This is a genomic window from Caulobacter zeae (assembly GCF_002858925.1).
Classification (GTDB): Bacteria; Pseudomonadota; Alphaproteobacteria; order Caulobacterales; family Caulobacteraceae; genus Caulobacter; species Caulobacter zeae.
Genome location: NZ_PJRS01000039.1, coordinates 17,999 through 40,098 on the forward strand (window position 1 = coordinate 17,999; position 22,100 = coordinate 40,098).

At 68.2% G+C, this 22,100-nt stretch carries 24 protein-coding genes and 1 pseudogene; 11 read left to right on the forward strand and 14 right to left on the reverse strand.

Annotation, left to right across the window (positions count from 1 at the left end):
- Positions 1–66 precede the first annotated feature (66 nt).
- A complete protein-coding gene (gluQRS, locus tag SGCZBJ_RS18165; protein WP_101719452.1) occupies positions 67–903 on the forward strand; it encodes a tRNA glutamyl-Q(34) synthetase GluQRS in 837 nt (278 codons plus the stop codon).
- On the opposite strand, the gene SGCZBJ_RS18170 is transcribed toward gluQRS, so the two are convergent.
- The 6 genes from SGCZBJ_RS18170 to SGCZBJ_RS18195 form a co-directional block, all read right to left on the reverse strand.
- Positions 900–1,214 (reverse strand): winged helix-turn-helix domain-containing protein, encoded by a 315-nt coding sequence (locus SGCZBJ_RS18170; protein WP_101719375.1) that lies wholly within the window; start codon positions 1,212–1,214, stop codon positions 900–902. The genes gluQRS and SGCZBJ_RS18170 overlap by 4 nt on opposite strands.
- A gap of 7 nt (positions 1,215–1,221) precedes the next feature.
- Positions 1,222–1,866 carry a hypothetical protein gene (locus SGCZBJ_RS18175; RefSeq protein ID WP_101719453.1) on the reverse strand — a complete coding sequence of 215 codons (645 nt, stop codon included), beginning with the start codon at positions 1,864–1,866 and terminating at the stop codon, positions 1,222–1,224.
- Between the two features lie 32 nt (positions 1,867–1,898).
- Positions 1,899–3,110, reverse strand: coding sequence for an acyltransferase family protein (locus SGCZBJ_RS18180; protein WP_101719376.1), 1,212 nt, complete (start codon positions 3,108–3,110; stop codon positions 1,899–1,901).
- A 283-nt stretch (positions 3,111–3,393) separates the two neighbouring features.
- Entirely contained in the window at positions 3,394–3,927 is a 534-nt protein-coding gene (locus SGCZBJ_RS18185; protein WP_101719377.1) for a CcdC protein domain-containing protein, read from the reverse strand.
- 78 nt (positions 3,928–4,005) lie between these two features.
- Positions 4,006–4,746, reverse strand: coding sequence for a GNAT family N-acetyltransferase (locus SGCZBJ_RS18190; protein WP_101719378.1), 741 nt, complete (start codon positions 4,744–4,746; stop codon positions 4,006–4,008).
- Entirely contained in the window at positions 4,743–5,363 is a 621-nt protein-coding gene (locus tag SGCZBJ_RS18195; protein ID WP_101719379.1) for a TlpA family protein disulfide reductase, read from the reverse strand. Before SGCZBJ_RS18195 ends, SGCZBJ_RS18190 begins: the two co-directional genes overlap by 4 nt.
- Here SGCZBJ_RS18195 and argH point away from each other — a divergent pair, their 5' ends adjacent.
- From argH to aroC, 4 genes and pseudogenes are all read left to right on the forward strand, one after another.
- Entirely contained in the window at positions 5,364–6,782 is a 1,419-nt protein-coding gene (gene argH / locus SGCZBJ_RS18200; protein ID WP_101719380.1) for an argininosuccinate lyase, read from the forward strand.
- Complete coding sequence (locus tag SGCZBJ_RS18205; RefSeq protein ID WP_165799366.1) at positions 6,779–7,093, forward strand: hypothetical protein; 315 nt, start codon at positions 6,779–6,781, stop codon at positions 7,091–7,093. The genes argH and SGCZBJ_RS18205 overlap by 4 nt, the downstream gene beginning before the upstream one ends.
- A gap of 19 nt (positions 7,094–7,112) precedes the next feature.
- Positions 7,113–8,378: a diaminopimelate decarboxylase gene (gene lysA, locus SGCZBJ_RS18210; RefSeq protein WP_101719382.1), complete on the forward strand. Its 1,266-nt coding sequence runs from the start codon at positions 7,113–7,115 to the stop codon at positions 8,376–8,378.
- A 198-nt stretch (positions 8,379–8,576) separates the two neighbouring features.
- A pseudogene (gene aroC, locus SGCZBJ_RS18215) lies at positions 8,577–9,662 on the forward strand (chorismate synthase); the annotation flags it as partial.
- 193 nt (positions 9,663–9,855) lie between these two features.
- Here aroC and SGCZBJ_RS18220 read toward each other — a convergent pair.
- Positions 9,856–10,053, reverse strand: a complete 198-nt coding sequence (locus SGCZBJ_RS18220) for a hypothetical protein (protein WP_240621564.1) — start codon at positions 10,051–10,053, stop codon at positions 9,856–9,858.
- A gap of 222 nt (positions 10,054–10,275) precedes the next feature.
- On the opposite strand from SGCZBJ_RS18220, the gene SGCZBJ_RS18225 reads away from it, so the two are divergent.
- Positions 10,276–10,506, forward strand: a complete 231-nt coding sequence (locus SGCZBJ_RS18225) for a hypothetical protein (RefSeq protein ID WP_101719384.1) — start codon at positions 10,276–10,278, stop codon at positions 10,504–10,506.
- A 4-nt stretch (positions 10,507–10,510) separates the two neighbouring features.
- On the opposite strand, the gene SGCZBJ_RS18230 is transcribed toward SGCZBJ_RS18225, so the two are convergent.
- The 5 genes from SGCZBJ_RS18230 to queC form a co-directional block, all read right to left on the reverse strand.
- Positions 10,511–10,906: a YciI family protein gene (locus SGCZBJ_RS18230; protein ID WP_101719385.1), complete on the reverse strand. Its 396-nt coding sequence runs from the start codon at positions 10,904–10,906 to the stop codon at positions 10,511–10,513.
- 66 nt (positions 10,907–10,972) lie between these two features.
- A complete protein-coding gene (locus SGCZBJ_RS18235) occupies positions 10,973–11,446 on the reverse strand; it encodes a recombinase family protein (protein WP_165799367.1) in 474 nt (157 codons plus the stop codon).
- A gap of 226 nt (positions 11,447–11,672) precedes the next feature.
- Positions 11,673–12,041: a 6-pyruvoyl trahydropterin synthase family protein gene (locus tag SGCZBJ_RS18240; RefSeq protein WP_101719387.1), complete on the reverse strand. Its 369-nt coding sequence runs from the start codon at positions 12,039–12,041 to the stop codon at positions 11,673–11,675.
- 71 nt (positions 12,042–12,112) lie between these two features.
- Positions 12,113–12,745, reverse strand: coding sequence for a 7-carboxy-7-deazaguanine synthase (queE, locus tag SGCZBJ_RS18245; RefSeq protein ID WP_101719454.1), 633 nt, complete (start codon positions 12,743–12,745; stop codon positions 12,113–12,115).
- Positions 12,742–13,485: a 7-cyano-7-deazaguanine synthase QueC gene (gene queC, locus SGCZBJ_RS18250; RefSeq protein ID WP_101719388.1), complete on the reverse strand. Its 744-nt coding sequence runs from the start codon at positions 13,483–13,485 to the stop codon at positions 12,742–12,744. Before queC ends, queE begins: the two co-directional genes overlap by 4 nt.
- A gap of 474 nt (positions 13,486–13,959) precedes the next feature.
- On the opposite strand from queC, the gene SGCZBJ_RS18255 reads away from it, so the two are divergent.
- From SGCZBJ_RS18255 to SGCZBJ_RS18280, 5 genes are all read left to right on the forward strand, one after another.
- Positions 13,960–16,953, forward strand: coding sequence for a TonB-dependent receptor (locus SGCZBJ_RS18255; RefSeq protein ID WP_165799368.1), 2,994 nt, complete (start codon positions 13,960–13,962; stop codon positions 16,951–16,953).
- A gap of 141 nt (positions 16,954–17,094) precedes the next feature.
- Entirely contained in the window at positions 17,095–18,618 is a 1,524-nt protein-coding gene (locus SGCZBJ_RS18265; RefSeq protein WP_101719389.1) for a response regulator, read from the forward strand.
- Between the two features lie 163 nt (positions 18,619–18,781).
- Positions 18,782–19,510 carry a helix-turn-helix transcriptional regulator gene (locus SGCZBJ_RS18270; protein ID WP_101719390.1) on the forward strand — a complete coding sequence of 243 codons (729 nt, stop codon included), beginning with the start codon at positions 18,782–18,784 and terminating at the stop codon, positions 19,508–19,510.
- A 294-nt stretch (positions 19,511–19,804) separates the two neighbouring features.
- Positions 19,805–20,626 (forward strand): acyl-homoserine-lactone synthase, encoded by an 822-nt coding sequence (locus tag SGCZBJ_RS18275; protein ID WP_101719391.1) that lies wholly within the window; start codon positions 19,805–19,807, stop codon positions 20,624–20,626.
- Between the two features lie 111 nt (positions 20,627–20,737).
- Entirely contained in the window at positions 20,738–21,169 is a 432-nt protein-coding gene (locus SGCZBJ_RS18280; RefSeq protein WP_058348070.1) for a helix-turn-helix domain-containing protein, read from the forward strand.
- Between the two features lie 89 nt (positions 21,170–21,258).
- Here the strand turns inward: SGCZBJ_RS18280 and SGCZBJ_RS18285 are convergent, their stop codons facing one another.
- Entirely contained in the window at positions 21,259–21,612 is a 354-nt protein-coding gene (locus SGCZBJ_RS18285; RefSeq protein WP_101719392.1) for a PilZ domain-containing protein, read from the reverse strand.
- Between the two features lie 96 nt (positions 21,613–21,708).
- A complete protein-coding gene (locus SGCZBJ_RS18290) occupies positions 21,709–22,080 on the reverse strand; it encodes a hypothetical protein (RefSeq protein ID WP_205685422.1) in 372 nt (123 codons plus the stop codon).
- Between the last annotated feature and the right edge of the window lie 20 nt (positions 22,081–22,100).

Genomic DNA, 22,100 nt, shown 5'->3' on the forward strand with positions numbered 1-22,100 from the left:
CCCCTCCGTCACGCTGCGTATCCGCAGCGCGCCACCTCCCCCGCTACGCGAGGGAGGAGCTTGAAGGTGTTCGCCACCCGTTTCGCTCCCTCCCCCACCGGCTACCTGCATCGCGGCCATGCCTTCTCGGCGCTGACGGCCTTCGACGCCGCGCGGCGGGCCGGCGGCCGTTTCGTGCTGCGCATCGAGGACATCGACGCCACCCGCAGTCGCCCGGAATACGAAGCGGCGATCCTCGAGGACCTGGCCTGGCTGGGCCTGGAATGGGAACAGCCCGTCCGCCGCCAGTCGCAGCACCTGGCCGACTACCACGCCGCCATCGACGCCTTGCGCGAGCGGGGCCTCGTCTATCGCTGCTTTAAGACCCGCAAGGAACTGGACATCGGCCGCGCCCCGCACGAGCCGGCCGTCCCCTATCGCGGCGCGCCGCTCGCCGCCGACGAGGAAGCCGAGCGCCTCGCGCGCGGCGAGGCCTTCGCATGGCGGCTGTCGCTCGACGCGGCGAAACGGGCGCTGGGCGGTTTCTCCGGGCTCGCCTTCGTCGAGGAAGGCGCCGGGCCCAACGGCGAGACCGGCCTGATCGCCGTGCGCCCCGAAACGGCCGGCGACATCGTCCTGGCCCGCAAGGACGTCGGCGTCGCCTATCATCTGGCCGTGGTGCTGGACGACGCTCTGCAGGGGATCACCCACGTGATCCGGGGCGAGGACCTGTTCGAGGCCGCCCACATCCAGCGGCTGCTTCAGGCCTTGCTTGGCCTGCCGACGCCGACCTATCGCCACCATGGTCTGCTGGTCGGTCCCGACGGCAGGCGCTACGCCAAGCGCGACAAGGCCCAGACCCTGCGCGAGCTGCGCGCCGCCGGCATGACCCCGGATGTCCTGCGCGCCGAGATGGGCCTCTAGCCCGGGCCGCCGGCCTGCTCGACCAGCTGGCCCATGGCTTTCAGATAGCCGGCGAAGGCCGCCCGCCCTGTCTCGGTCAGCCTCACGCGGGTCAGCGGCTTGCGACCCACGAAGCTCTTGTCGATCGACACGTAGCCGGCCTCCTCCAGCTTGCGCAGGTGGATCGAAAGATTGCCCTGCGTGACCTCCAGCAGGGTCTTCAGCTCGGTGAAGTCGGCGACCTCGGCGCTGGCCAGATAGGCGACGACGCCCAGCCGTACGCGGCCGTGGATGACGTCGTCGAGCCCGCTGATGTCGAACCTTGCCGTCACGATCGTCTCAGGCGCCCAGGCCTGCGGGCCGGTCCATGGCCTGGCGCATCATGAAGAAGCCGGGTGCGGCCATGAAGGCGAACAGGCCGAAGCACGCGATCAGCAGATAGAGGCCGGCGCGGTCGACCAGCAGGCCCATGGCGACCCCCGTGGCCAGCCAGCCCAGCGAGACCGCCAGCATCCAGGCGCGCTTGCGCAGGGCGAAGACCGCGTACCAGACCGCGCCTTGCAGCACGAACACCACCGCCGGATGATACAGCCAGTAGCGGAAATCCTGGTTCTTCACGGCAGCCACGGCGAAGACGATGATCAGCGCCAGGTTGGCCAGGCCTGCGCCGGCGAAAGCGGCGTTGATGGCCCGGTGGGTCACCCCGCCCTTGGGCCTGCGGCGCTCGACCACGATGACGATCGTCATGAGGATCAGGAAGATCACCGTCGGCAGCCAGGCCAGGATCAGGTTGCCCAATCCGCCCAGGCTCACCAGGCCGTTCTCCTGGGCGACATAAATCAGGCATTGGATCCCGTATAGCAGGCCTGCCGAGCCATAGAGCCCGCCGCCGGCCACGCCCAGGCCGGCCCGCTCGGTCCCGCCCTCGGCCAGGCCGCGCAGGAAGGCCAGGTCGTCCTGCACCGTCTTCAGCTTGTCGTTCATGGGCGCGGCTCCGTCGGCGACATCATGCAGGCTCACAGGATTCGTCCCAACAGCGGCATGCGGCGCAGGACCATGGTCGACAGCCAGCTGAGCGCCGTCGCCCCGACGAACACCGCCGTCGCCTTGGCCAGACCGCTCCAGTCCTGCGGCAGCAGCATCCAGGCCAGCCACGAGGTGAACACGTAGTGCAGCAGGTACATGCCGTAGGCGTTGACCTGCAGGCTGGCGCCCACGGGCCCTGTCCGGCGCACGAAGCGCAGGAACGTGGCCAGGGCGGCGAAGGACAGCGTGGCGCAGGCCAGGGTGAACATCAGCCCCCCGAACACGTCGAGGAACGGCCGGGGCGGCGGGTTGGGCGAGAAGGCCAGGATCAAGGTCGCCACCCCGCCGACGATCGGCAGGACCGGCGCCAGCTGCCAGGCCCACCAGCGCCTGGCCAGCTTGCCGTCCGGGTCGGTCAGGCCAAGGCCGACACCCGCCGCGCCGACGGCGATCCCGGCCAGGAAGTAGACGAGGTAGTGCCCGATGCGGGCGGTCTGCACAGTGAACGGCCCGATCATGATCCAATGGCCGAACGGCGTGGTCATCGACAGCGGCAGGTAGGCCAGGGTGCTGGCCAGCACGAGCCCCCAGAAGAACCGGGCGGGCTTGCGCTCGGCGCCCTCGCCCAGCCGCGCCAGCCGATCGAGAAGGCCGGGCGCGACGGCGCAGGCCCCTGCCGCGATCGCCCCGAAGGCCAGCAGCACCCACAGGAACCAGGCCGGGCCGGCGGGCCAGAACGGCAGCTTGGTCCAGGCCTGCGCGAACGCCGCGAGCGACGGCGCGCCGCCCGACTGCAACCAGGCCGGATAATAGGCCAGCGGCGCCAGCAGGGCCGCGGCGACCACGAACGGAACGCCCAGGCGCAGGGCGCGACTCTTCAGGAACCCGCCAGCGCCCTTGGCCCGCAGGCCGTCGGCGACGAACAGGCCGGAGATGAAGAACATCAGCGACATGAAGAACATGTCGTTGACCAGGGTCAGGATCCCGAACGCCCCCACCCGCTGCGGATCCACGACCGGAAAGGCGGTCCACAGGATCGGCTGGGCGTCGAACGCCTTCGGGGCCGGTGCGTACGGATGATAGGTCATCGCCGTGTGGTGAAAGATCACCAGCAGGGTGACGAAGGCGCGCAGGGCGCCGACCGGAGCGTTGCGGCCGCCGGAGACGGCCGTCTTCTCTGAAGCGCTGAGCGGCGCGTGCATGGGTTGCCTCCCCTCCTGTCGAGGTTGGAGGCGACCTTGTACCAACCAGTTTATTTTGTAAACTTGTTAGAGAACGACGTTCCGATCATGAATGCGAAAAGCTGGAACCTCCTGAGTTCGTCATCCCGGCCGAAGGGCCGCGCAGAGGACCGCAGAGCCGGGACATGGGCGACTGGGCGCGGCGGCGACACGATCCCCAGACGCTTGCCGACAAGGTGCGGCGGCCTCTGGGCCCCGGCTCTCCGCTACGCTCCGGCCAGGATGCGATGAAGGGGTATTGCTCCTATGCCGCCGCCTGCGCGGCCCTGGCCGCGCGGGCCTGGCGCAACAGGCCGATCGCCCGCAGGGCCATTTCCAGGCGCGAGACGCCGAACAGGCCGACGCCCAGCACGACGAAGCCGTCGGTCAGCAGCACGGCGCTGATGTGCCAGGCCTCCGCTTCCGCCTCGAACACCGTCTTCAGGGCGAAGCGCACGACGAAGATGCCCAGCAGGAACAGGATCGCCGCCGGCGAGGGCTTGGTGTTCAGCTCGTGAGTGTCCGGATCGATGGCGATCGGGATCAGGCGGCCGCGCCACCAGCCGATCGTCGCACCCACGGCGAAGATCCCCGCCAGCCACAGCCAGTCGGTCCCGTGCGGCGTGAACTGCATGAAAAGGAAGACGGTCGCGGCGACCATGATCGCCGGCAGGATCCACATGAACTCCAGCTTCAGCCGGCGCTGTTTGTTCATGGCGCGAAAGCGCAGGGCGAAGACGATGGCCACCACCACCGCCATGACGCCATAGCCGATCAGTTTCTGATTGCCGTGGTCCACGACCGATTTCCCCCGAAAACGCGCGACAACACTCGCCGCGCCCCCGAAGGCGATGAGCAACCGAAAAGCCGGCTCGCGTCAATCGCGGGCCGGCCAGCTCCAGTAGCGATAGCGGTAGGCCGTCGAAAAACCACGCGCCGCATAGAGGGCTATGGCCGGGGCGTTGGCGTCCTCGACCTGGAGGTAGGCCGTTCGTGCGCCCAGGTCGCCTGCCTCGGCCAGCAACGAGTCGAGCACCCGGCGGGCGAGGCCCTGGCGGCGAAAGCCTGGATCGGTGCGCATGCCGAAGATCCCCACCGCCTCGCCATCGACGGCGCAGGCGCCGAGGGCGGCGGTGCGGCCGTCCAGGGTCAGGCGGGCGAACCGGGCCGGCGCCGGGATCCTGCCCAAAGCTTGCAGCCGCTCGTTGGCGTCGGCCGCATTGCCCTTGGCCGAAGCGACCAGCAGGGCCTCGAAGGCGGGATCAGGCTCACTCGACAGCTCGACCTCCGGATCGGCGACGCCGACGACCGGCCCGGTCATCAGCAGGGTCTCGCCGTGCAGCCTGTAGCCCCGGCGCTCCAGGCGGTCGGCCAGGTCGGCCGGCGCCGTCGCCCCATCGGTCAGCTTGAATCGGACGGGCAGGCCACGCTGGCCATAGAAGGCCTCGACCGCGTCGATGGCGCTTTCCGGATCGCGATCCGGCGCGCCCAGCGGCCAGCAGGCGTTGATCCGCAGCGAGAAGCCTTCGGTGGCGTTCAGCCGCCAGCCGCCCAGCCGTTTCCGCTCGCGCGCGGGCCAGGCGGCGTCGGCGATCGGCTCGAGGACGTGGGGGCTCATTTCTCTTTCAGCAGCGCTTCGACCAGGCCGCGGGCCTCGGGGCTGGACCAGTCGGCCTCGCCGGAGATGCGGGCGCGCTCGCGGCCCTGCTTGTCGTAGATCACCGTGGTCGGATAGCCGGCGGCGCGCGGCTGGAGGTCGAACGACATCTTGTAGGTCTTGTCGCGGAACGAGACGAGCGGCCGGTTGGCGGCCATCTCGGCCTGGATCAGGTTGACGTCGCTGTCGCGGTCGACGCTGATCGGCAGCACCTTCACCGGCTGGGTCGCGTAGGCGGCCGCCAGCTTGGCCAGGGTGGGCATCTCTTTCTTGCAGGGCGCGCACCAGGTGGCCCACAGGTTCATGACCACCACCTGGCCCTTGAAGTCGGCCAGGGTGTGGGGCTGGTTGTCCATGTCGGTGAAGACGGTGGCCGGCGCGGCGCGCGGCTGGGCCGGCACGTCCAGCTTGGCTAAAGACCCCTTCTTGAATTCCTTGAGGTCGGCGAGCTCTGCGGGTTTGAACGAAGCCTGGGCGATGACGTATAGGACCGCGACGACGCCGACGAGCATGACGGCGCCGATCGCCCATTTCAGACCGTCGCGCTTTTGCGGCCCACCCGACTGGACTTCGCTCATATGACCGACAACGCCTCCAAAACGCCCGCCGCGAACGGCCAGGGCCAAGCCATGTGGGGCGGCAGGTTCTCGGCCAAGCCGGCCGAACTGATGCAGGCGATCAACGTCTCCATCGGCTTCGACAAGCGCCTCTGGGCGCAGGACCTGGCGGGCAGCCGCGCCCACGCGCGGATGTTGATCAGCCAGGGCGTCATTGCAAGCAGCGACGGCGAGGAAATCCTCGAAGGCCTGGCCAAGATCGAGGACGAACTGTCCACCGGGACCTTCCCGTTCCGCGACGAGTACGAAGACATCCACATGAACATCGAGGCGCGGCTGCGCGAGCTGATCGGCCCGACAGCCGGCCGGCTGCACACCGCCCGCTCGCGCAACGACCAGGTGGCCGTCGACTTCCGCCTGTGGGTGCGTGACGCCGCCGACCGTTCCGCGGCGCAACTTCAAGCGCTTCAGAAAGCGCTGCTGGCCCAGGCCGAGACCTATGCCGACGCCCTGATGCCGGGCTTCACCCACCTGCAGCCGGCCCAGCCGGTGACCTTCGGCCACCACCTGATGGCCTATGTCGAGATGTTCGGCCGCGACGCCGGCCGCTTCCGCGACGCCCGCGCCCGCATGAACGAGTGCCCGCTGGGGGCTGCGGCCCTGGCCGGCTCGCCCTTCCCGATCGACCGCCACCAGACGGCCGCCTCGCTGGGCTTCGACCGTCCGACCGCCAACTCGCTGGACAGCGTCTCCTCGCGCGACTTCGCCCTGGAAGCCCTGTCGGCCGCCTCGATCACCGCCACGCACCTGTCGCGCCTGGCCGAGGAGATCGTGCTGTGGACGACGCCGATGTTCGGCTTCATCAAGCTGACCGACGCCTTCACGACCGGCAGCTCGATCATGCCGCAGAAGAAGAACCCCGACGCGGCCGAGCTGATCCGCGCCAAGGTCGGCCGGATCCTGGGCAGCCTGACCACCCTGACCGTCGTCATGAAGGGCCTGCCGCTGGCCTATTCGAAGGACATGCAGGAGGACAAGGTCCCGACCTTCGAGGCCTTCGACGCCCTGGAGCTGTCCCTGCTGGCCATGGCCGGCATGATCGCCGACCTGACGCCCAACACCGAGAAGATGGCCGCCGCCGCCGGCGCCGGCTTCTCGACCGCCACGGACCTGGCCGACTGGCTGGTGCGCGAACTGAACATGCCTTTCCGTGACGCCCACCACGTGACAGGCTCAGCCGTGAAGGCTGCCGAGACCAAGGGCGTTGATCTGTCGGACCTGAGCCTGGGGGAGTTCCAGGCGATCGAGCCGCGGATCACCGACGGGGTCTACGCCGTCCTCACCCCGGCCGCCTCGGCGGCCAGCCGCATGAGCTATGGCGGGACCGCCCCCGCCCAGGTCCGCGCCCAGATCGCGCGTTGGAAGGAAATCCTGGCATGATCCGCCCCGCCACCCTGCTCGCCATCGCCGCCCTGTGCCTGACCGGCGCCGCCCTTTCCGCCTGCGGCAAGCAGGCCGAGCTGGAGCGCCCGGCTCCGCTGTGGGGTCCGGAGAAGAAGGCCGCCGAAGCCTCCAAGCGTCGCGAGGCCTCGGCCCGCGCCAACCAGCCGGCGCGTCCGAACGGCACGCAGGAGAACATCGACCCGGCGTCAAGCAACCGCACGACCCGCGCGGCCCCGCTGCGCGGCGCGCCGTCCGACCCGTTCGGCGGTCCGTCCGCCGCCGGCTTCCCGTCCTCGACGCCGAACTGATCCCTCCGAAAGACCTTAAGTGAACCACTTCGAATACGGCCCCGAGGGCCTGGCCTGCGAAGGCGCGCCCCTGGCCAAGATCGCGGCCGAGGTCGGCACGCCCGTCTACGTCTATTCCCGCGCCACCCTGGAGCGGCACTTCACCGTGTTCCGCGACGCCCTGGTCAATGCCGGGGTCGTCGATCCGCTGGTGGCCTATGCGGTGAAGGCCAATTCGAACGTGGCCGTGCTGAAGGTGCTGGGCGACCTGGGCGCCGGCGCCGACACGGTCTCCGAGGGCGAGGTCCGCCGCGCCCTGGCCGCAGGCATCCCCGGCGAGCGCATCGTGTTCTCGGGCGTCGGCAAGAAGCGCGAGGAGATCGCCTTCGCTCTGAAAGCTGGCGTCGCCGAGATCAACGTCGAGTCCGAGCCGGAGATGGAGCTGATCGCCGCCGTCGCCGCCGAGCTGGGCGTGCGGGCCAAGATCGCCTTCCGGGTCAATCCCGACGTCGCGGCCGGCGGCCACGCCAAGATCGCCACCGGCAAGTCGGAGAACAAGTTCGGCGTCTCGTTCGCCGAGGCCGCCCGCCTCTACGCCAACGCCAGCAACAACGCAGCCCTCGAGCCCATCGGCGTGGCCTGCCACATCGGCAGCCAGATCACCGACCTCGAACCCATGCGCGCGGCCTTCACCAAGATGCGGGGCCTGGTCGAGCAACTGCTGGGCGAGGGCCTGTCGGTCGAGCGTCTGGATCTGGGCGGCGGCCTGGGCGTGCCCTATTTCAACCACCCCGAGCCCCCGCCTCCGGCGGAGTTCGCGACCATGGTCGCCGAGGTGACCAAGGGCCTGCCGGTGAAGCTCGCCTTCGAGCCGGGCCGGGTCATCGCCGCCAACGCCGGCGTGATGGTGTCGGAAGTCATCCATGTCCACGAGCGCCCGGAAGGCCGCAAGTTCCTGGTCATCGACGCGGCCATGAACGACCTGGTGCGTCCGGCCATGTACGACGCCTTCCACGACATCCGCCCGGTCCATCCCAAGGCCGGCGAGAGCGTCTACGACGTGGTCGGCCCGGTCTGCGAGACCGGCGACACCTTCACCCGCGACCGCGCCCTGCCGCCCTTTGGTCCGGGCGACCTGGTGGCCTTCATGTCGGCCGGCGCCTACGGCTCGGCCATGGCCAGCGAGTACAACACCCGCCCGCTGGTCCCCGAGGTGCTGGTCGACGGCGACCGCTACGCCGTGATCCGCAAGCGCCCGACCTATGACGAGATGCTGGCCCGGGACCTGGTTCCGGACTGGGTGTAGCTAAGCGAGAACCTCACCCTTCGACAGGCTCAGGGTGAGGTTCTCCACTGGTCCGCAGCGCCTGCCCTGGTCCTCATCCTGAGCCTGTCGAAGGACGAGGACCCCGCACAGCGGCAAGTTCTTGCCGATCGAAGACCGTTGGGCCTCATCGCCCGCAAAGTCTCGCCCCCAAACGCCCTTTGGGCTAGAAGCCTCGCCATGTCGCACAACACCTTCGGTCACCTGTTCCGCGTCACCACCTGGGGCGAGAGCCACGGGCCCGCCCTCGGCTGCGTCGTCGATGGCGTGCCCCCGGGCATCCTGCTGACGGCCGAGATGATCCAGGGCTTCCTCGACAAGCGCCGCCCGGGCAACGGCAAGTTCGTCACCCAGCGCCAGGAGCCGGACGCCGTGCGCATCCTGTCGGGCGTGTTCGAGGACGAGCGCACCAGCGGCCAGCGCACGACGGGCACGCCGATCAGCCTGATGATCGAGAACACCGATCAGCGGTCCAAGGACTATGGCGAGATCGCCCAGGCCTTCCGCCCCGGTCACGCCGACTATCCCTATTTCGCCAAGTACGGCGTGCGCGACTATCGCGGCGGCGGCCGCAGCTCGGCCCGCGAGACGGCCGCGCGGGTGGCGGCCGGCGCCGTAGCGCGGCTGGTGATCCCGGGCGTCACGGTGCGCGCGGCCCTGGTGCAGATCGGCCCCTACAAGATCGACCGCGCCAACTGGGACTGGGCGCAGACGCAAGAGAACCCCTACTGGTCGCCGGACGCGGCGATCATCCCGGTGTGGGAAGAGCACCTGGAGAAGATCCGTAAGGCGGGCTCCTCGACTGGAGCCGTGGTGGAAGTGGAAGCGATCGGCGTGCCCGCCGGCTGGGGCGCGCCGCTGTACGGCAAGCTCGACGCAGAACTGGCCGCCGCCCTGATGTCGATCAACGCCGCCAAGGGTGTGGAGATCGGCGAGGGCTTCGACAGCGCCGCCCTGACGGGCGAAGACAACGCCGACATGATGCGCCTTGGCCCCAATGGCGAGCCTGAGTTCCTGTCCAACCACGCCGGCGGCGTGCTGGGCGGCCTGTCGACCGGCCAGCCGGTGACGGCCCGCGTGGCCTTCAAGCCGACCTCGTCGATCCTGATTCCCCGCCAGACCCTCAACGAGGCCGGCGAGGAAATCGACCTGCGCACCAAGGGCCGCCACGACCCCTGCGTGGGCATCCGCGGCGTGCCGGTGGTGGAAGCCATGACCGCCTGCGTCCTGGCCGACGCCTTCCTGCGCCATCGAGGCCAGACGGGCGGCGGCGGGTTCCTGCCGGGCGGCGGCGGCGAGCGGGTCTTAGGGCGAAGCCGAACCTCCCCCGTGGGGAGGCGATCGCGTGAGCGATCGGTGGGGGGAGCGAGGGATAACAGCCCCACGCTTCGGTAGCTGAAAACGTCCCCCCTCCGGCCCTCCGGGCCACCTCCCCCAGAGGGGGAGGATCAGGAAGCGCCTACCCTCCGCCCTGGCGCTCGCGCCAGTCTTCCGGGCGGGTGATCATAGAGGAGCGCAGGAAGGGCGACTGGACGCGGTCGTACTCGGCGATGCCGAGGCCGCCGCAGATCCGGCCCAGCAGTTCGGATCCGCTGAGATCGGGGACAGGCTCGCCGTGTAGCTCTCGCCACAGCGCCTGGGCTTCCTGTTTGATCATGTCTTCGCGGCGTGGCATCGGTTGGATCTCGGCCTTTCGGCAGAAGAACCACCGAACTTTGAGACTCGTTCCTGACTTTTTTGTTTACAAATACTAAACGGGCCAAGCCGACGCATTTTCGCCACAAGAACTGTCGGCCAGACGACAGCGTCCTCTGGCCGCGGAGATCGTAAACCTTTGATCAGCTAGAACCCGAGAACCAAGGTTTCACGAGTTCATTTCATGCGCCCTTCCCGTCTGCTTCTCGTTCCCGTCCTGCTGGCGATCGCCGTCGGCGCCCAGGGCTGCCTGGCCGTCGCGGCGGGCGGCGCCGTCGTCGGCGCGACCGGAGCCGTGGTCGGCACGGCCGGCAAGGTCGCCGTCGGGGCCGGCAAGGCCGTCATCCCCGGCGAGAGCAAGAAGGACCGCGAAAAGCGCGAGTTTCGCGAGTGGAAGAAGGCCCAGCGGGACTGATCCTCTACGCCGCCGCCTGCGGAACCTGATCGCCCACGGCCACGCCTTGCAGATAGAGCGACAGCGGCCGGATCTCGTAGGCGCCGGTCGGATTGGCCTCGCCCAGGGCGCGGGCCACGTCGAGAGCCTCGTCCATGGAGGCGCAGTCGACGATGTAGAAGCCCAGCATGGCCTCCTTGGTCTCGGCGTAGGGACCGTCCATCACCACCGGCGGCTCCTGACCCTTGACCAGGGTCTTGGCCGAGCCCGTGAACCCCAGGCGCCCGGCCGGCCCCAGCTTGCCCTCGGCATAGAGCCGGTCGTGGACCACCGACAGGTTGGCCATCACCGCGTCGTCCTCGGCCTTCGTCCAGCCGGAGACCAGATCCTGGTCGTTGTAGCAGAGGATGGCGTAGAGCACGGCGGATCTCCCGGAGCATTGGGTGACGCAGGGGTATCGCGACCGTCGTTCTGTGGAAAGAGCCCTCTAGGCCTCGGGAGGCGGCTCTGCGTCCGTTTCCGACGCAGGTTCGTCAGTTCCCGCGTCGGTCGGCGCAGGACGCGGACGGCCCAGGCGGACGATCTTCTCCTCGGCGGTGCGCACCATGCGGGTCTGGTCGTTGAACTGGGCCAGTTGGGCGCAGACCGTGAAGAAGGCGCCGGGCATGCGGGTGTCGATCCCCTCGCTCAACGTCATCAGGTAGAGGCCGGCGGACTGGATCTTGCCGAGGATCTGCAACAGGTCGACGAGGTGTGCGGCGAAGGCGTGCAGGCTGGGAACCACCAGCAGGTCGCCAGGCTTGGCCGAGGCGATGGCCGCCTCCAGGCCCGGCTTGTGCACGGCCAGCGCATAGCAGGCGTCGTGGTGCAGCGCCTGGCAGCCGGCCGCCGTCAGCTTGTCCGCCAGAGGTCCGTCGAAGGTCGCGCCCCGAACGGGCGGGACCCGGAAGTAGCCGATCATCCGCATGGCGCGTGTGTGGCGAACTCCGCGCCGCCGCGAAAGGGGCGACGGCGTCAAAGTCGGGGATAAACGATCGCGAGAACCAAGAACCTCCCCCTCTGGGGGAGGCGGCCGAAGGCCGGCGGGGGAACGTTTTCAGCTGTCGAGAAGACGACTGGTTTCGTAGCCGCTCCCCCCACCGATCGCTTCGCGATCACCTCCACCACAGGGGGAGGTTCCTTGAAATCTAGAGGCTCAGCGCGCAGCTCTCGCCGATGGTCGGGCGCGACAGCACCACGCGCGACAGGCCGGGGAACTGCGGCTTCAGGCGCTCGGCGAAATAGAGGCAGATGCGCTCCAGGGTCGGGCTTTCCAACCCCGGGCGATCGTTGAGCAGGCCATGGTCGAGCTCAGTGGCGACGGCCTTGAGCGCGACGTCCAGGCTCTCGAGGTCAGCAACCCATCCGGCAGGCTGCATGACGCCCTTCACGCTGGCCTCGACGCGGAACGAGTGGCCATGCAGGCGGCGATAACGGTGATCGCCGGGGCCTTGCTCAATATAGTGGGCCGCATCGAAATGCGCGGCCTTCGTGATCTCGAAGACGGGTTCGGACATGGACTTCTTTTATGACTAGGCCTGGGAGGCTCTAGCGCGCGGTCCTGTCACCAAACCGAGCGCCCTATCCATCAGGGCAGGCCGAGATACTTGTGTGTCTGGACGCTTAAACGCCATTTGGGGTGGGCAAGGCAATAGGCGACGGCCAATTGCGTGTTCCTGTCGCGGTCCGGGCCATCCATCGGCTGGAGATAGAAGCGTTCGAAATCCATGTCCTCGAAGCGCTCGGGCATGGCCTTTTCCTGCGGGAAGACGAGCTTCAGCTCCTGGCCCGAGGTCTGCACCACCGGGGCGTCGGCCTTGGGGCTGACGCAGATCCAGTCGATGCCGTCGATGGCCGGCAGGGTGCCGTTGCTTTCCATGGCGATCTGGAAGCCGCGCGCATGCAGGGCCTCGACGATGGCCGCGTCCAGTTGCAGCAGCGGCTCGCCGCCGGTGCAGACCACCAGCCGGTCGTCCGGGCCGCCGGTCCAGGCGGCCTCGACCGCATCGGCCAGGGCGTCGGCGGTGGCGAACTTGCCACCGCCCTCGCCATCCGTTCCGACGAAGTCGGTGTCGCAGAAGGTGCAGACGGCCTTGGCGCGGTCCTGCTCGCGGCCGGTCCACAGGTTGCAGCCGGAAAAGCGGCAGAACACGGCCGCCTTGCCCGCCTGGCCGCCTTCGCCTTGCAGGGTCAGGAAGATCTCTTTGACGGAATAGGTCACGGGACCAGCGCCTCGCGCCCGGCCGCGTCCCATTCGGCGTAGCCCTTCTCGCGCAGTTCGCAGGCGGGGCATTCGCCGCAGCCGTGGCCCCAGGGGTGCAGCTCGCCGCGTTCGCCCTGGTAGCAGGTGTGGCTCTCGACCACGATCAGGTCGACGAGGTCCTCGCCGCCCAGCTGCTTGGCCAGGGCCCAGGTCTGCGCCTTGGTCAGGTACATCAGCGGCGTCTCGACGCGGAAATTCCGGTCCATGCCCAGGTTCATGGCGCTCTGCATGGCGTCCAGCGTGTCGCGGCGGCAGTCGGGATATCCCGAGAAGTCGGTCTCGCACATGCCGCCGACCAAGGCGTCGGTGCCCCGGCGGTCGGCCAGGGCTGCGGCGTAGATCAGGAACACCAGGTTGCGGCCGGGCACGAAGGTCGACGGCAGGCCGCGCTCGGTCATCTCGATGGCGCGGTCGGCGGTCAGGGCCGACTGAGCGACGGCGCCGAAGCTCCTGATATCCAGGACATGATCCTCGCCCAGGCGGTCGGCCCAGTGCGGGAAGCGGGCGGCGACCTGGTGGCGGACGGCCTGGCGGGCCTCCATTTCGATGGAGTGGCGCTGGCCGTAGTCGAAGCCCAGGGTCTCGACGCGAGCATAGCGCTCGAGCGCCCAGGCCAGGCAGACGCTGGAGTCCTGGCCGCCGGAGAACAGCACCAGGGCGGCGCCGGAGGGCGCGGAAGGCGTGAGTGATGCGGACATGCCCGCTCCTCTACACGACCTTGGCTTCGGCTGGAACGGCGGCGCGCCTGCCGTCACGGGCGCCGGCGCTCGCGGAACATCGTTTTGCGCTGTACCTTTTACGGGAATAGGCCAAGATACGGACCGTTGGGGAGCGGATTTCCTCTCTTTATTCAGCCTATCCGCACGCTTGACCCCAGGTCAGGCGATACACCCATTTTTCTAATTTTCGCAAAAATGCGAACTTCCAACAATTAGGTGACGTTGCGGAAAGTGAAAAGCCGTAACCTATCGCTGTTTACTTACATCGCCGCCAGTTGACAGCCAAAGAACGCAAGTATGCAATCTCGCAAAGTCGAAGCGGGTCTGCCGGACACCTGCGCGCCGATCTCCATCATGGAGATACGACAATGAAAACGTGCGGCGACGAGGAAACAACGGGACGCGGATAGGGGCCGCCAACAAGGCGTCATCGCGTCCAGGGAGGGATTTCGAATGACGCAGACCCCGCGCTTGCGGCGCCTCTTGGCCATGGGCGCTTCCGCCGCCGTACTGACCGCCGTGGCCGCCCCGGCCGCCTTCGCCCAGACACAGGTTCCGGCCAAGCCGGCCTCCGACAACGTGATCGAGGAACTGGTCGTCACCGCCCAGAAGAAGGAGGAAGCCCTCCAGGACGTGCCGATCGCGGTCTCGGCCTTCAGCCAGGGCAGCCTGGAAGCCCAGAAGATCGACGGCGGCCCCAACCTGCAGCAGGCCATCCCGAACGTCAGCTTCGGCAAGAGCAACTTCACCAACAGCTTCAACTTCCAGATCCGCGGCATCGGCTCCAAGGGCGTCGGCGTCTCGGCCGACAGCGGCGTCGGCGTGCACGTCAACAACGCCCCGCTTCAAGCCAGCAACCTGTTCGAGGCCGAGTTCTACGACGTCGAGCGGGTGGAAGTGCTGCGCGGCCCGCAGGGCACGCTGTACGGCCGCAACGCCACCGGCGGCGTCGTCAACATCATCACCGCCAAGCCGTCCGACCGCTTCGAGGCCCTGGGCCGCGTCGAGTACGGCAACTACGACACCAAGAAGGTGCGCGGGATGGTCAACATCCCGATCGTCGAGGAGAAGATGGCCCTGCGCATCGCGGGCGCCCTGGTGCAGCGCGACGGCTTCGTCACCAACACCTTCAACAACCACAAGGTCGACGACCGCGACCTCTATTCCACCCGCGTCAGCCTGGCGGTGAACCCCAACGAGCGCCTGCGCGTCAACCTGATGTGGGAGCACTTCAAGGAAGACGACAACCGCGCCCGCATCGGCAAGCAGCTCTGCACCAAGGACGACGGCCCGGCCACGGTCGGCGGCGTCGCCACCGGCACGTCGCGTCGCTACCTGACGCAGGGCTGCGCCTCGGCCAGCCTCTACAGCAACGCCGCCTATGGCACGGTCAACACGTCCGGCACCCTCTACGGCGTTCTGGGCAACCTGGTGGGCTTCACCAGCGGCGACCTCAACGCGGGCGACACGGTCACCCGCGACCTGCGCGAGATCGAGACGCGCTTCGACCCGATCTACCGGTCGACCTCGGACGTCTACCAGTTCAACTTCGCCTACGACATCACCGACCAGCTGACCTTCACGTCGCTGAGCTCGATCAGCACCGGCGACATCTATTCCAAGCAGGACTACTTCCGGAACATCTCGCCGGGCACGTTCAACAACACGGCCCTGACGCCGGGCGGCAACTTCACCGATCCGCAGACCGGCACGGCCAACACCTTCCTGACCTACGACATCTCGAAATCCAACGCCAAGCAGATCAGCCAGGAGTTCCGCCTGCAGTCGGCCTTCGACGGGCCGATCAACTTCAACGTCGGCGGCATCTATTTCGACTACCGCGGCGTCACCGACTATTACGTGGTCTCCAACGGCCTGACGATCTCGGCCCTGGCGCTGAACTTCCAGAACACCGGCAACCCGACCTGCAACCCGGCGACCACGGCCAACTGCATCGGCATCGACACCTCGCCCAACCCGACCGGCGAGGGCCACAACTACTTCGACAACCGCACGCCCTATCACCTGAAGGCCACGGCGCTGTTCGGCGAGGTCTACTGGCAGGCCAGCGAGGACCTGAAGTTCACCCTGGGCCTGCGCCAGACCCACGACAAGAAGACCTCGGACAACATCTCGACCGCCCTGCTCGCCCCCGGCTACGGTCTGATCACCGGCACGCCGGCGCAGCAGAAGTCGGACTTCAAGGAACTGACCGGGCGCCTGGGCTTCGACTACAAGGCCAACCTGCCGTTCACCGACGAGACCCTGCTCTACGCCTTCTATTCCAAGGGCTACAAGGGCGGCGGCGCCAACCCGCCGGGAGCCATCGGCGTGGCCGGCGTGGCGGCGACCTACCAGCCGGAATTTGTCAACGCCTACGAAATCGGGGCCAAGAACACCCTGCTGGGCGGCAGCCTGCTGCTGAACGCCACCGGCTTCTACTACGACTACCAGGGCTACCAGATCTCGAAGATCGTCAACCGCACCTCGGTCAACGAGAACATCGACGCCACCGTCTGGGGCGTCGAGCTGGAAACCCTGTGGCAACCGGTGAAGGGCCTGCGCCTCAACGCCAATGTCGGCTACCTGAACACCAAGATCAAAGACGGCGTGTCCTCGATCGACGTGATGAACCGCACTCAAGGCGACGCGGCCCTGACCCTGGTCAAGGCCGCCCGGCCGACCGCGGCGCTGGGCAGCAACTGCGTACTGACCACCGCGGGCGTGGCGACGATCATCGGGGCGGGACTGGGCGGCACCCTGCCGCTGGCCTGCGCGGGCCCCGGCACCGGCGCCAGCAGCTACTACAGCAACCTGGCCAACACCCTCTACACCCTGCCCACCGCCTCGGGCGGCGCGGGCCTGACCGCGGCCCAGGCCACGGCGGTGCAGACCATCCTGGCGGCGGCCGGCGGTCCGGCGGCCGGAGCCTCGACCCTGGCCGGGGCCCTGATCTCGCAGGGCTTCACGCCGGCCCAGGCCACCGGCCTGGTGACGGTGGCGCTCACGGCCAACACCCTGGCCAACGGCGTGGGCCTCTACAACTACGCCGCCGGGGCCTCGATCGACGGCCGCGCCGCCGACCTGTCGGGCAACGAACTGCCCAACTCGCCGCACTGGACCCTGTCGCTGGGCGCCCAATACACCTGGGACCTGCCGTCCGGCTGGGCCGCCACCGTGCGCGGCGACTACTACCGCCAGAGCGAGCAGTACGCCCGCATCTACAACACCGAGTACGACCGGCTGAAATCCTGGGAGAACGTCAACCTGACGCTCAAGATCGAGAAGCCGGAACTGGGCCTGTCGATCGACGCCTATGTGAAGAACCTGCTGAACAAGACGCCGATCACCGACGCCTACACCACCGACGACACCTCGGGCCTGTTCACCAACGTCTACACGCTGGAGCCGCGCCTCTACGGCGTCAGCCTGACCAAGACCTGGTGAACCTGATCGGGCCGGATCGGCTCGAGAAGGGGGCGGCGGAGCCAATCCGCCGCCCCTTTTGCTTTCAGTGCTGTGACTTAACGACTCTGCAAGGCCAAGTCGTCCAAGCTGTGAATTCCCCGACGACCAGCCCCCGGCCGCATGGAAACGCTCGCCCGCCTTATCGATCGCCGCGATCCGGTCGATCCCCACACGTCCTGCCGGACGGTGCTGGAGATCTTCGCGAGCGAACCCGCCCTCGCCGCCCTGGCGGTGACGCAGGACGGCGCGCCCATCGGCCTCGTCTACCGCGACGTCTTCGTCGGCCAGATGCTGGTCGCAGCCGAACAGCTCAACGAACGCCCCGTGTCCGAGGTCATGGACCCCGAACCGCGCAGCGTGCGCGTGGCGATGGAGCCCGGCGTCTTCGTCGACGCCCTGGCCCAGAGCGCCACCCCGGTCTTCCGCACCGCCTTCGTCGCCACCGACGAGAACGGTCTCTATGTCGGCGTCGGCGGCCTGGCCTCGCTGCTGGCCTCGCATCGCCGCAAGCAGCGCGAGGCCCGCGAGGCGATGGGCCTGGTCGAGCGCATGGCGCATGACATCGGCCTGCACCTTGACGGCGTACAGGCCTTCACCGACCGACTGGAACAGCAGCGCCTGGCGCCCGACGCGGCCGCCTGCGTGCGCGCCATCAGCGACACCAGCCGCGACATGAGCGACATCCTGGGCCGGGCCATGGACCTGCACCGGGCCGCCACCGGCGGCCTGTCGCTGTCGCCCGAACCGACCCGCCTGCGTGACCTGGCCGATGCGGTCGAGGCCCGCTGGGCCCCGCGCGCCGCCGAAAGCGGCTCGACCCTGCTGTTCTCCTACGACGGCGAGCCCGAAGCCGCCGCCCTGGTCGACCCCTCGCGCCTGCTGCAAGTGTTCGACGCCCTGATCGACGGCGCCCTGGCCCACGGTCGCGGCGTGATCGAGGCCAGCCTGCGGGCCCGCCTCGACGACGGCCGCCTGCGCCTGGAAGGCGACGTGCGCGACAACGCCGCCGCCGTCACCGCCGAGGAACGCCTGGCCCGTGTGTTCGACCCCCTCGGCGAAGGCCGCATGGACGACCGCGCCGAGATGGCGCTGGGCGTGGGCATGGCCCTGGCCCACCGCGTGCTGCGCGAGATGGGCGGCCAGGTGCGCGCCGAGCCCAATCGCGGCGCCGGCCTGACCCTGCGCTTCGCCCTGACCGCCCCCGCCGCCCAGGTCGAGACCCACGACGAGGAAGACCTCAGCATCTCGGCCCGCCCGGCCCACATCCTGATCGTCGACGACAACGCCACCAACCGCATGGTCGCCGAGGCGCTGTGTGAGATGTTCGACTGCACGTCCGAGCAGGTGGCCGACGGCGTCGAAGCGGTCGAGGCCGCCCGCACCGGCCGCTTCGACCTGATCCTGATGGACATCAAGATGCCGCGCATGGACGGGGTGGCCGCCACCCGGGCCATTCGCGAGCTGCCCGGCCCGGCCGGCGCCGCGCCCATCGTCGCCCTGACCGCCAACGCCGGCCCGGAGGACGTCGCCGTCTACCTGGCGGCCGGCATGCAGGACGTGGTCGAAAAGCCGATCAAGCCCGAACGCCTGGCCGTCGTGCTCAGCGCCCTGCTGAGCGGCGAGGACGAGCAGGAAGCCGCCTGAGCCGTCGAGGCCAGTATACGGCGCCTCAACCGTCACGAAAGCTGGACAATCAATAGTTGTCCATAGTGTTGGCTTGAGTAAAGTCCGCGACACATCGCCGCCGCTACTGGCGTCCCCGCTTCACCACCTCTAAGTTGATGAAGGAGCGGGAGACCATCGCGTCGTGTTGAATTCGGCCGAACAGCAAGCTTGGGAGTTCCTGAGCAAGGCGCCGCACTACGGCGCGCCGGCCGAGGTCGAAGCCCATTTCGGGCGCGCCCTGGCCGCCTTCGGCTACGACCGCTTTGCCGCCACCCTGGTCAACGCCGAGCGCTACGGCAAGGAGCCGCCGGCCCTGTCGCGCCAGGATTTCGAGACCTGGGACGCGCGCTACTGGAGCGAACGTCACGTCGTCCACGATCCCTGCGTCAAGCTGCTGCTGAAATCCTCCAAGTCGTTCGCCTGGTCGGACGCCAAGCCGCTGGGCGACCAGCGGGCCCAGGCCATGTGGGGCGAGGCGTCCGAGTTCGGCATGAACGACGGCTATGTTGTGCGGGTGTTCGGCCCGGCCGGCCACGAGGTGCTGATCCGCATGGCCACGAACGCGCCCGAAACCGACCCGGCCAACCGCGCCGTGGTCGAGAGCCTGGCCACGGTGTTCGGCACCATCATGCTCAAGCACTGGGAGCTACAGGACGACAAGCCCGACTACGGCGTGATCTCCGAGCGCCAGGCCGAGTGCCTCTACTGGGCCAGCCGCGGCAAGACCGACTGGGAGATCGGGGCGATCCTCGAGTTGTCGCCCCGCACCGTCCACCACCACATCGAGGCGGCCAAGAAACGCCTGGGCGTGGTCAAGCGGCAGGAGGCTGTGATGAAGGCCGGCGAGCTGGGCCTGCTGAAGGCCGAGTGAGCGCCCGCGAAACGCGCAACCGGAATGCGCGCGTAACGCCGGAATATGAAATTTCACAACCTTGAATGTGCATCGATCATCTGTTAGGTGTTCGACATAGCGCTTCGCACGCGTCCGGCTTCGCCTTGCGAAGCCCTTTTGCGCCAAGGTGTGCGTCAGCGCACAGAAGCCCCCTCCCCGATCATTGGTAATGGCCGCACGGACTGGGGCGGCGCGTCGCATAGGCCGTTTGGCCTATCGGCGATTGGGCGGATCATGCCGCCTAATGCGGGCTGTCCAGAACGGGGGACAGCCATGATCCACATCATCACCTGCGAGAACCGCCACCTCTACGGGCCCCAGCTGTGGGCCATGCACGAGGAACGCCGCAAACAGTGCGTCGAGAAGAACGGCTGGGTCGACCTGGTCGTGCTCGACGGCGGCGAGGTCGACGACTACGACGACGCCCGCGCCATCTACCTGCTGGGCTTCGACGACGACATGCAGCTGGAGGTCGGCCTGCGCCTGCGGCCCACCGACGACCGCTGCATGCTGGTCGACAAGTTCGCCCACCTGATCGCGCCCGACGAGACCCCCAAGAAGGGTCACGACGTCTGGGAGGCCAGCAGGCTTTTCACCACCGAGGCCTATCGCGCCAAGAAGGGTCCGGGTCGGGGGACCCGGGTGTTCGAGGCCTGGGCCGCGGCCATGGAGCTGGCGCTGGTCAACAACGTCACCCGCTTCGTCGGCATGATCGACATGGCGCTGTACCCCGGCATCATGAGCTCGCCGATCGACACCCGCCTGGTCGGACTGCCGCGTGCGTACGAGTTCGGAATCGTCGCCGGCTCGGAAATTCCCCTGTCGCAAGAACTGTTGCAGCGGGTGCGCGAATCGATCGCCATCGAATCGACGGTCGGCTATCACGTCGACGAACTCGACCTGCGGGCTTTCGGCGATCTCGCCGCCGTGCAGCGTCAGGTGCTGCGGGCGATGACGCCCCAGATTCTTCCGGGTTCGGAGCGTGACGAAACCCTTTCCGCGGAAGCGCTTTACCGCTTGCACGATGCGAGCGGCCAAGCTCGGCGGATCTGGAACGATCGCGCTCGGAAATCGGAGTTTCAGCTTAACGCTTAGGCGGAGCCCAAGCTCCACCTCAGCGACGTAGCGCCGCACCTGTCCTAGCTCGGCTTTCGCCTACGCCCCGGTCGTGTCATTTTACACAAACAACCGTTGGAGGCGAAAAAGTTGAGTGAAGAAACCGAAGGCCGGCGACCCAACCCGGTCGATCTGCACGTCGGCGGTCGAGTCCGTATGCGTCGCAAGCTGTTGGGCGTGAGCCAGGAACAACTGGCCGACTCCCTGGGCCTGACGTTCCAGCAGGTCCAAAAGTACGAGCGTGGCGCCAACCGCGTCAGCGCCTCGAAACTGTATGAAATCGCCCGCACCCTGCAAGTGCCGGTGTCCTTCTTCTTCGACGGCCTTGCCGACCCGATGAGCGGCGCCGAAGAGGACGAAGTCGGTCACCACGCCGAACGCGTTGTTCAGGAATTCCTGACCACGCCGGAAGGTCTGGAACTGGCCGAGGTGTTCCCGAAGATCAATCGCGGCCGCGTCCGCCGCCAGGTCCTGGACCTCGTCCGCGCCATGGCCGAGGAAGCCGCCCGCGCCGACGCCTGATCCTCGCGATCACTAAGTAAAAGCTTAGAAGAGCCTCGCCTCCCCCCAGGCGAGGCTTTTTCTATGGGGCCCGTTTCTTTGAGGGCCTGTCAGCCGGTGCTGGCCCGGCTCTGTGCCGCCAGCCAGATCCGCTTGGCCGTCTGCAGGCTGGCGGGCGCCAGGCCTCGCAGGTCATGGCTGCGCAGGAAGGTCAGGCCCAGCTCGCGGTCCTTGCGCCAGGCCACCTTCACGTCGTGCGCGAAGCCGCCGACGAGGTCGACCAGCTGCACGCTGGCCGGCGGGGTCGAGCCCGACAGCATCAGGATGCGCGCGCCGCCGTCCGAGACGTCCTTGATCACACAGTCCCAGGCGAAGGCGCCGCACAACACCTTGCCCGACCTGTTGGTGTTCAGGCGCGGCGCAGCGCGACGATCGGCCCCCGTGCCTGAATCAAACCTCGACATGACCTCAACAACGCACGGCGCGGTTAATCGGTCGTCGTTTTAGACGGTTTTTCCGACGTTTACCTAAGCTTGGCCGTGGATGGTTTGGGCGCCGGCTCAGGCCGCGTCCCGCCCAGGCTCGGGTCGCCAGCCGTTGTTCAGCAGGTCCAGCGCCATCAGGTGCGCCAGCTCCAGCACCTGGCCCTCGAGGCTGTCGAGCAGCTCCAGGCGGCGCGAGGGCGACGGCGTGTGGGCGTAGAGCGCGCACAGCACATGCAGGCGGGCGCGGATGCTGGGCGGCTGGAAGGTCGAATGCAGCACCGACGGGGCGCCAAGCTCGGCGTCGGAAACCCCGCGACGGCCAAACGGCCCCGACGGCGCGTCGTCGGGCGCGTCCCCAAGCCCCGGCCACGACGAGCCCCCCTGCCCCGCCCCCCATTGGACTGGCGCCTGGACCTGACCCTGCTGCTGCGACGACTTCCTGGACATGACTGAACTACGCTTTCCTT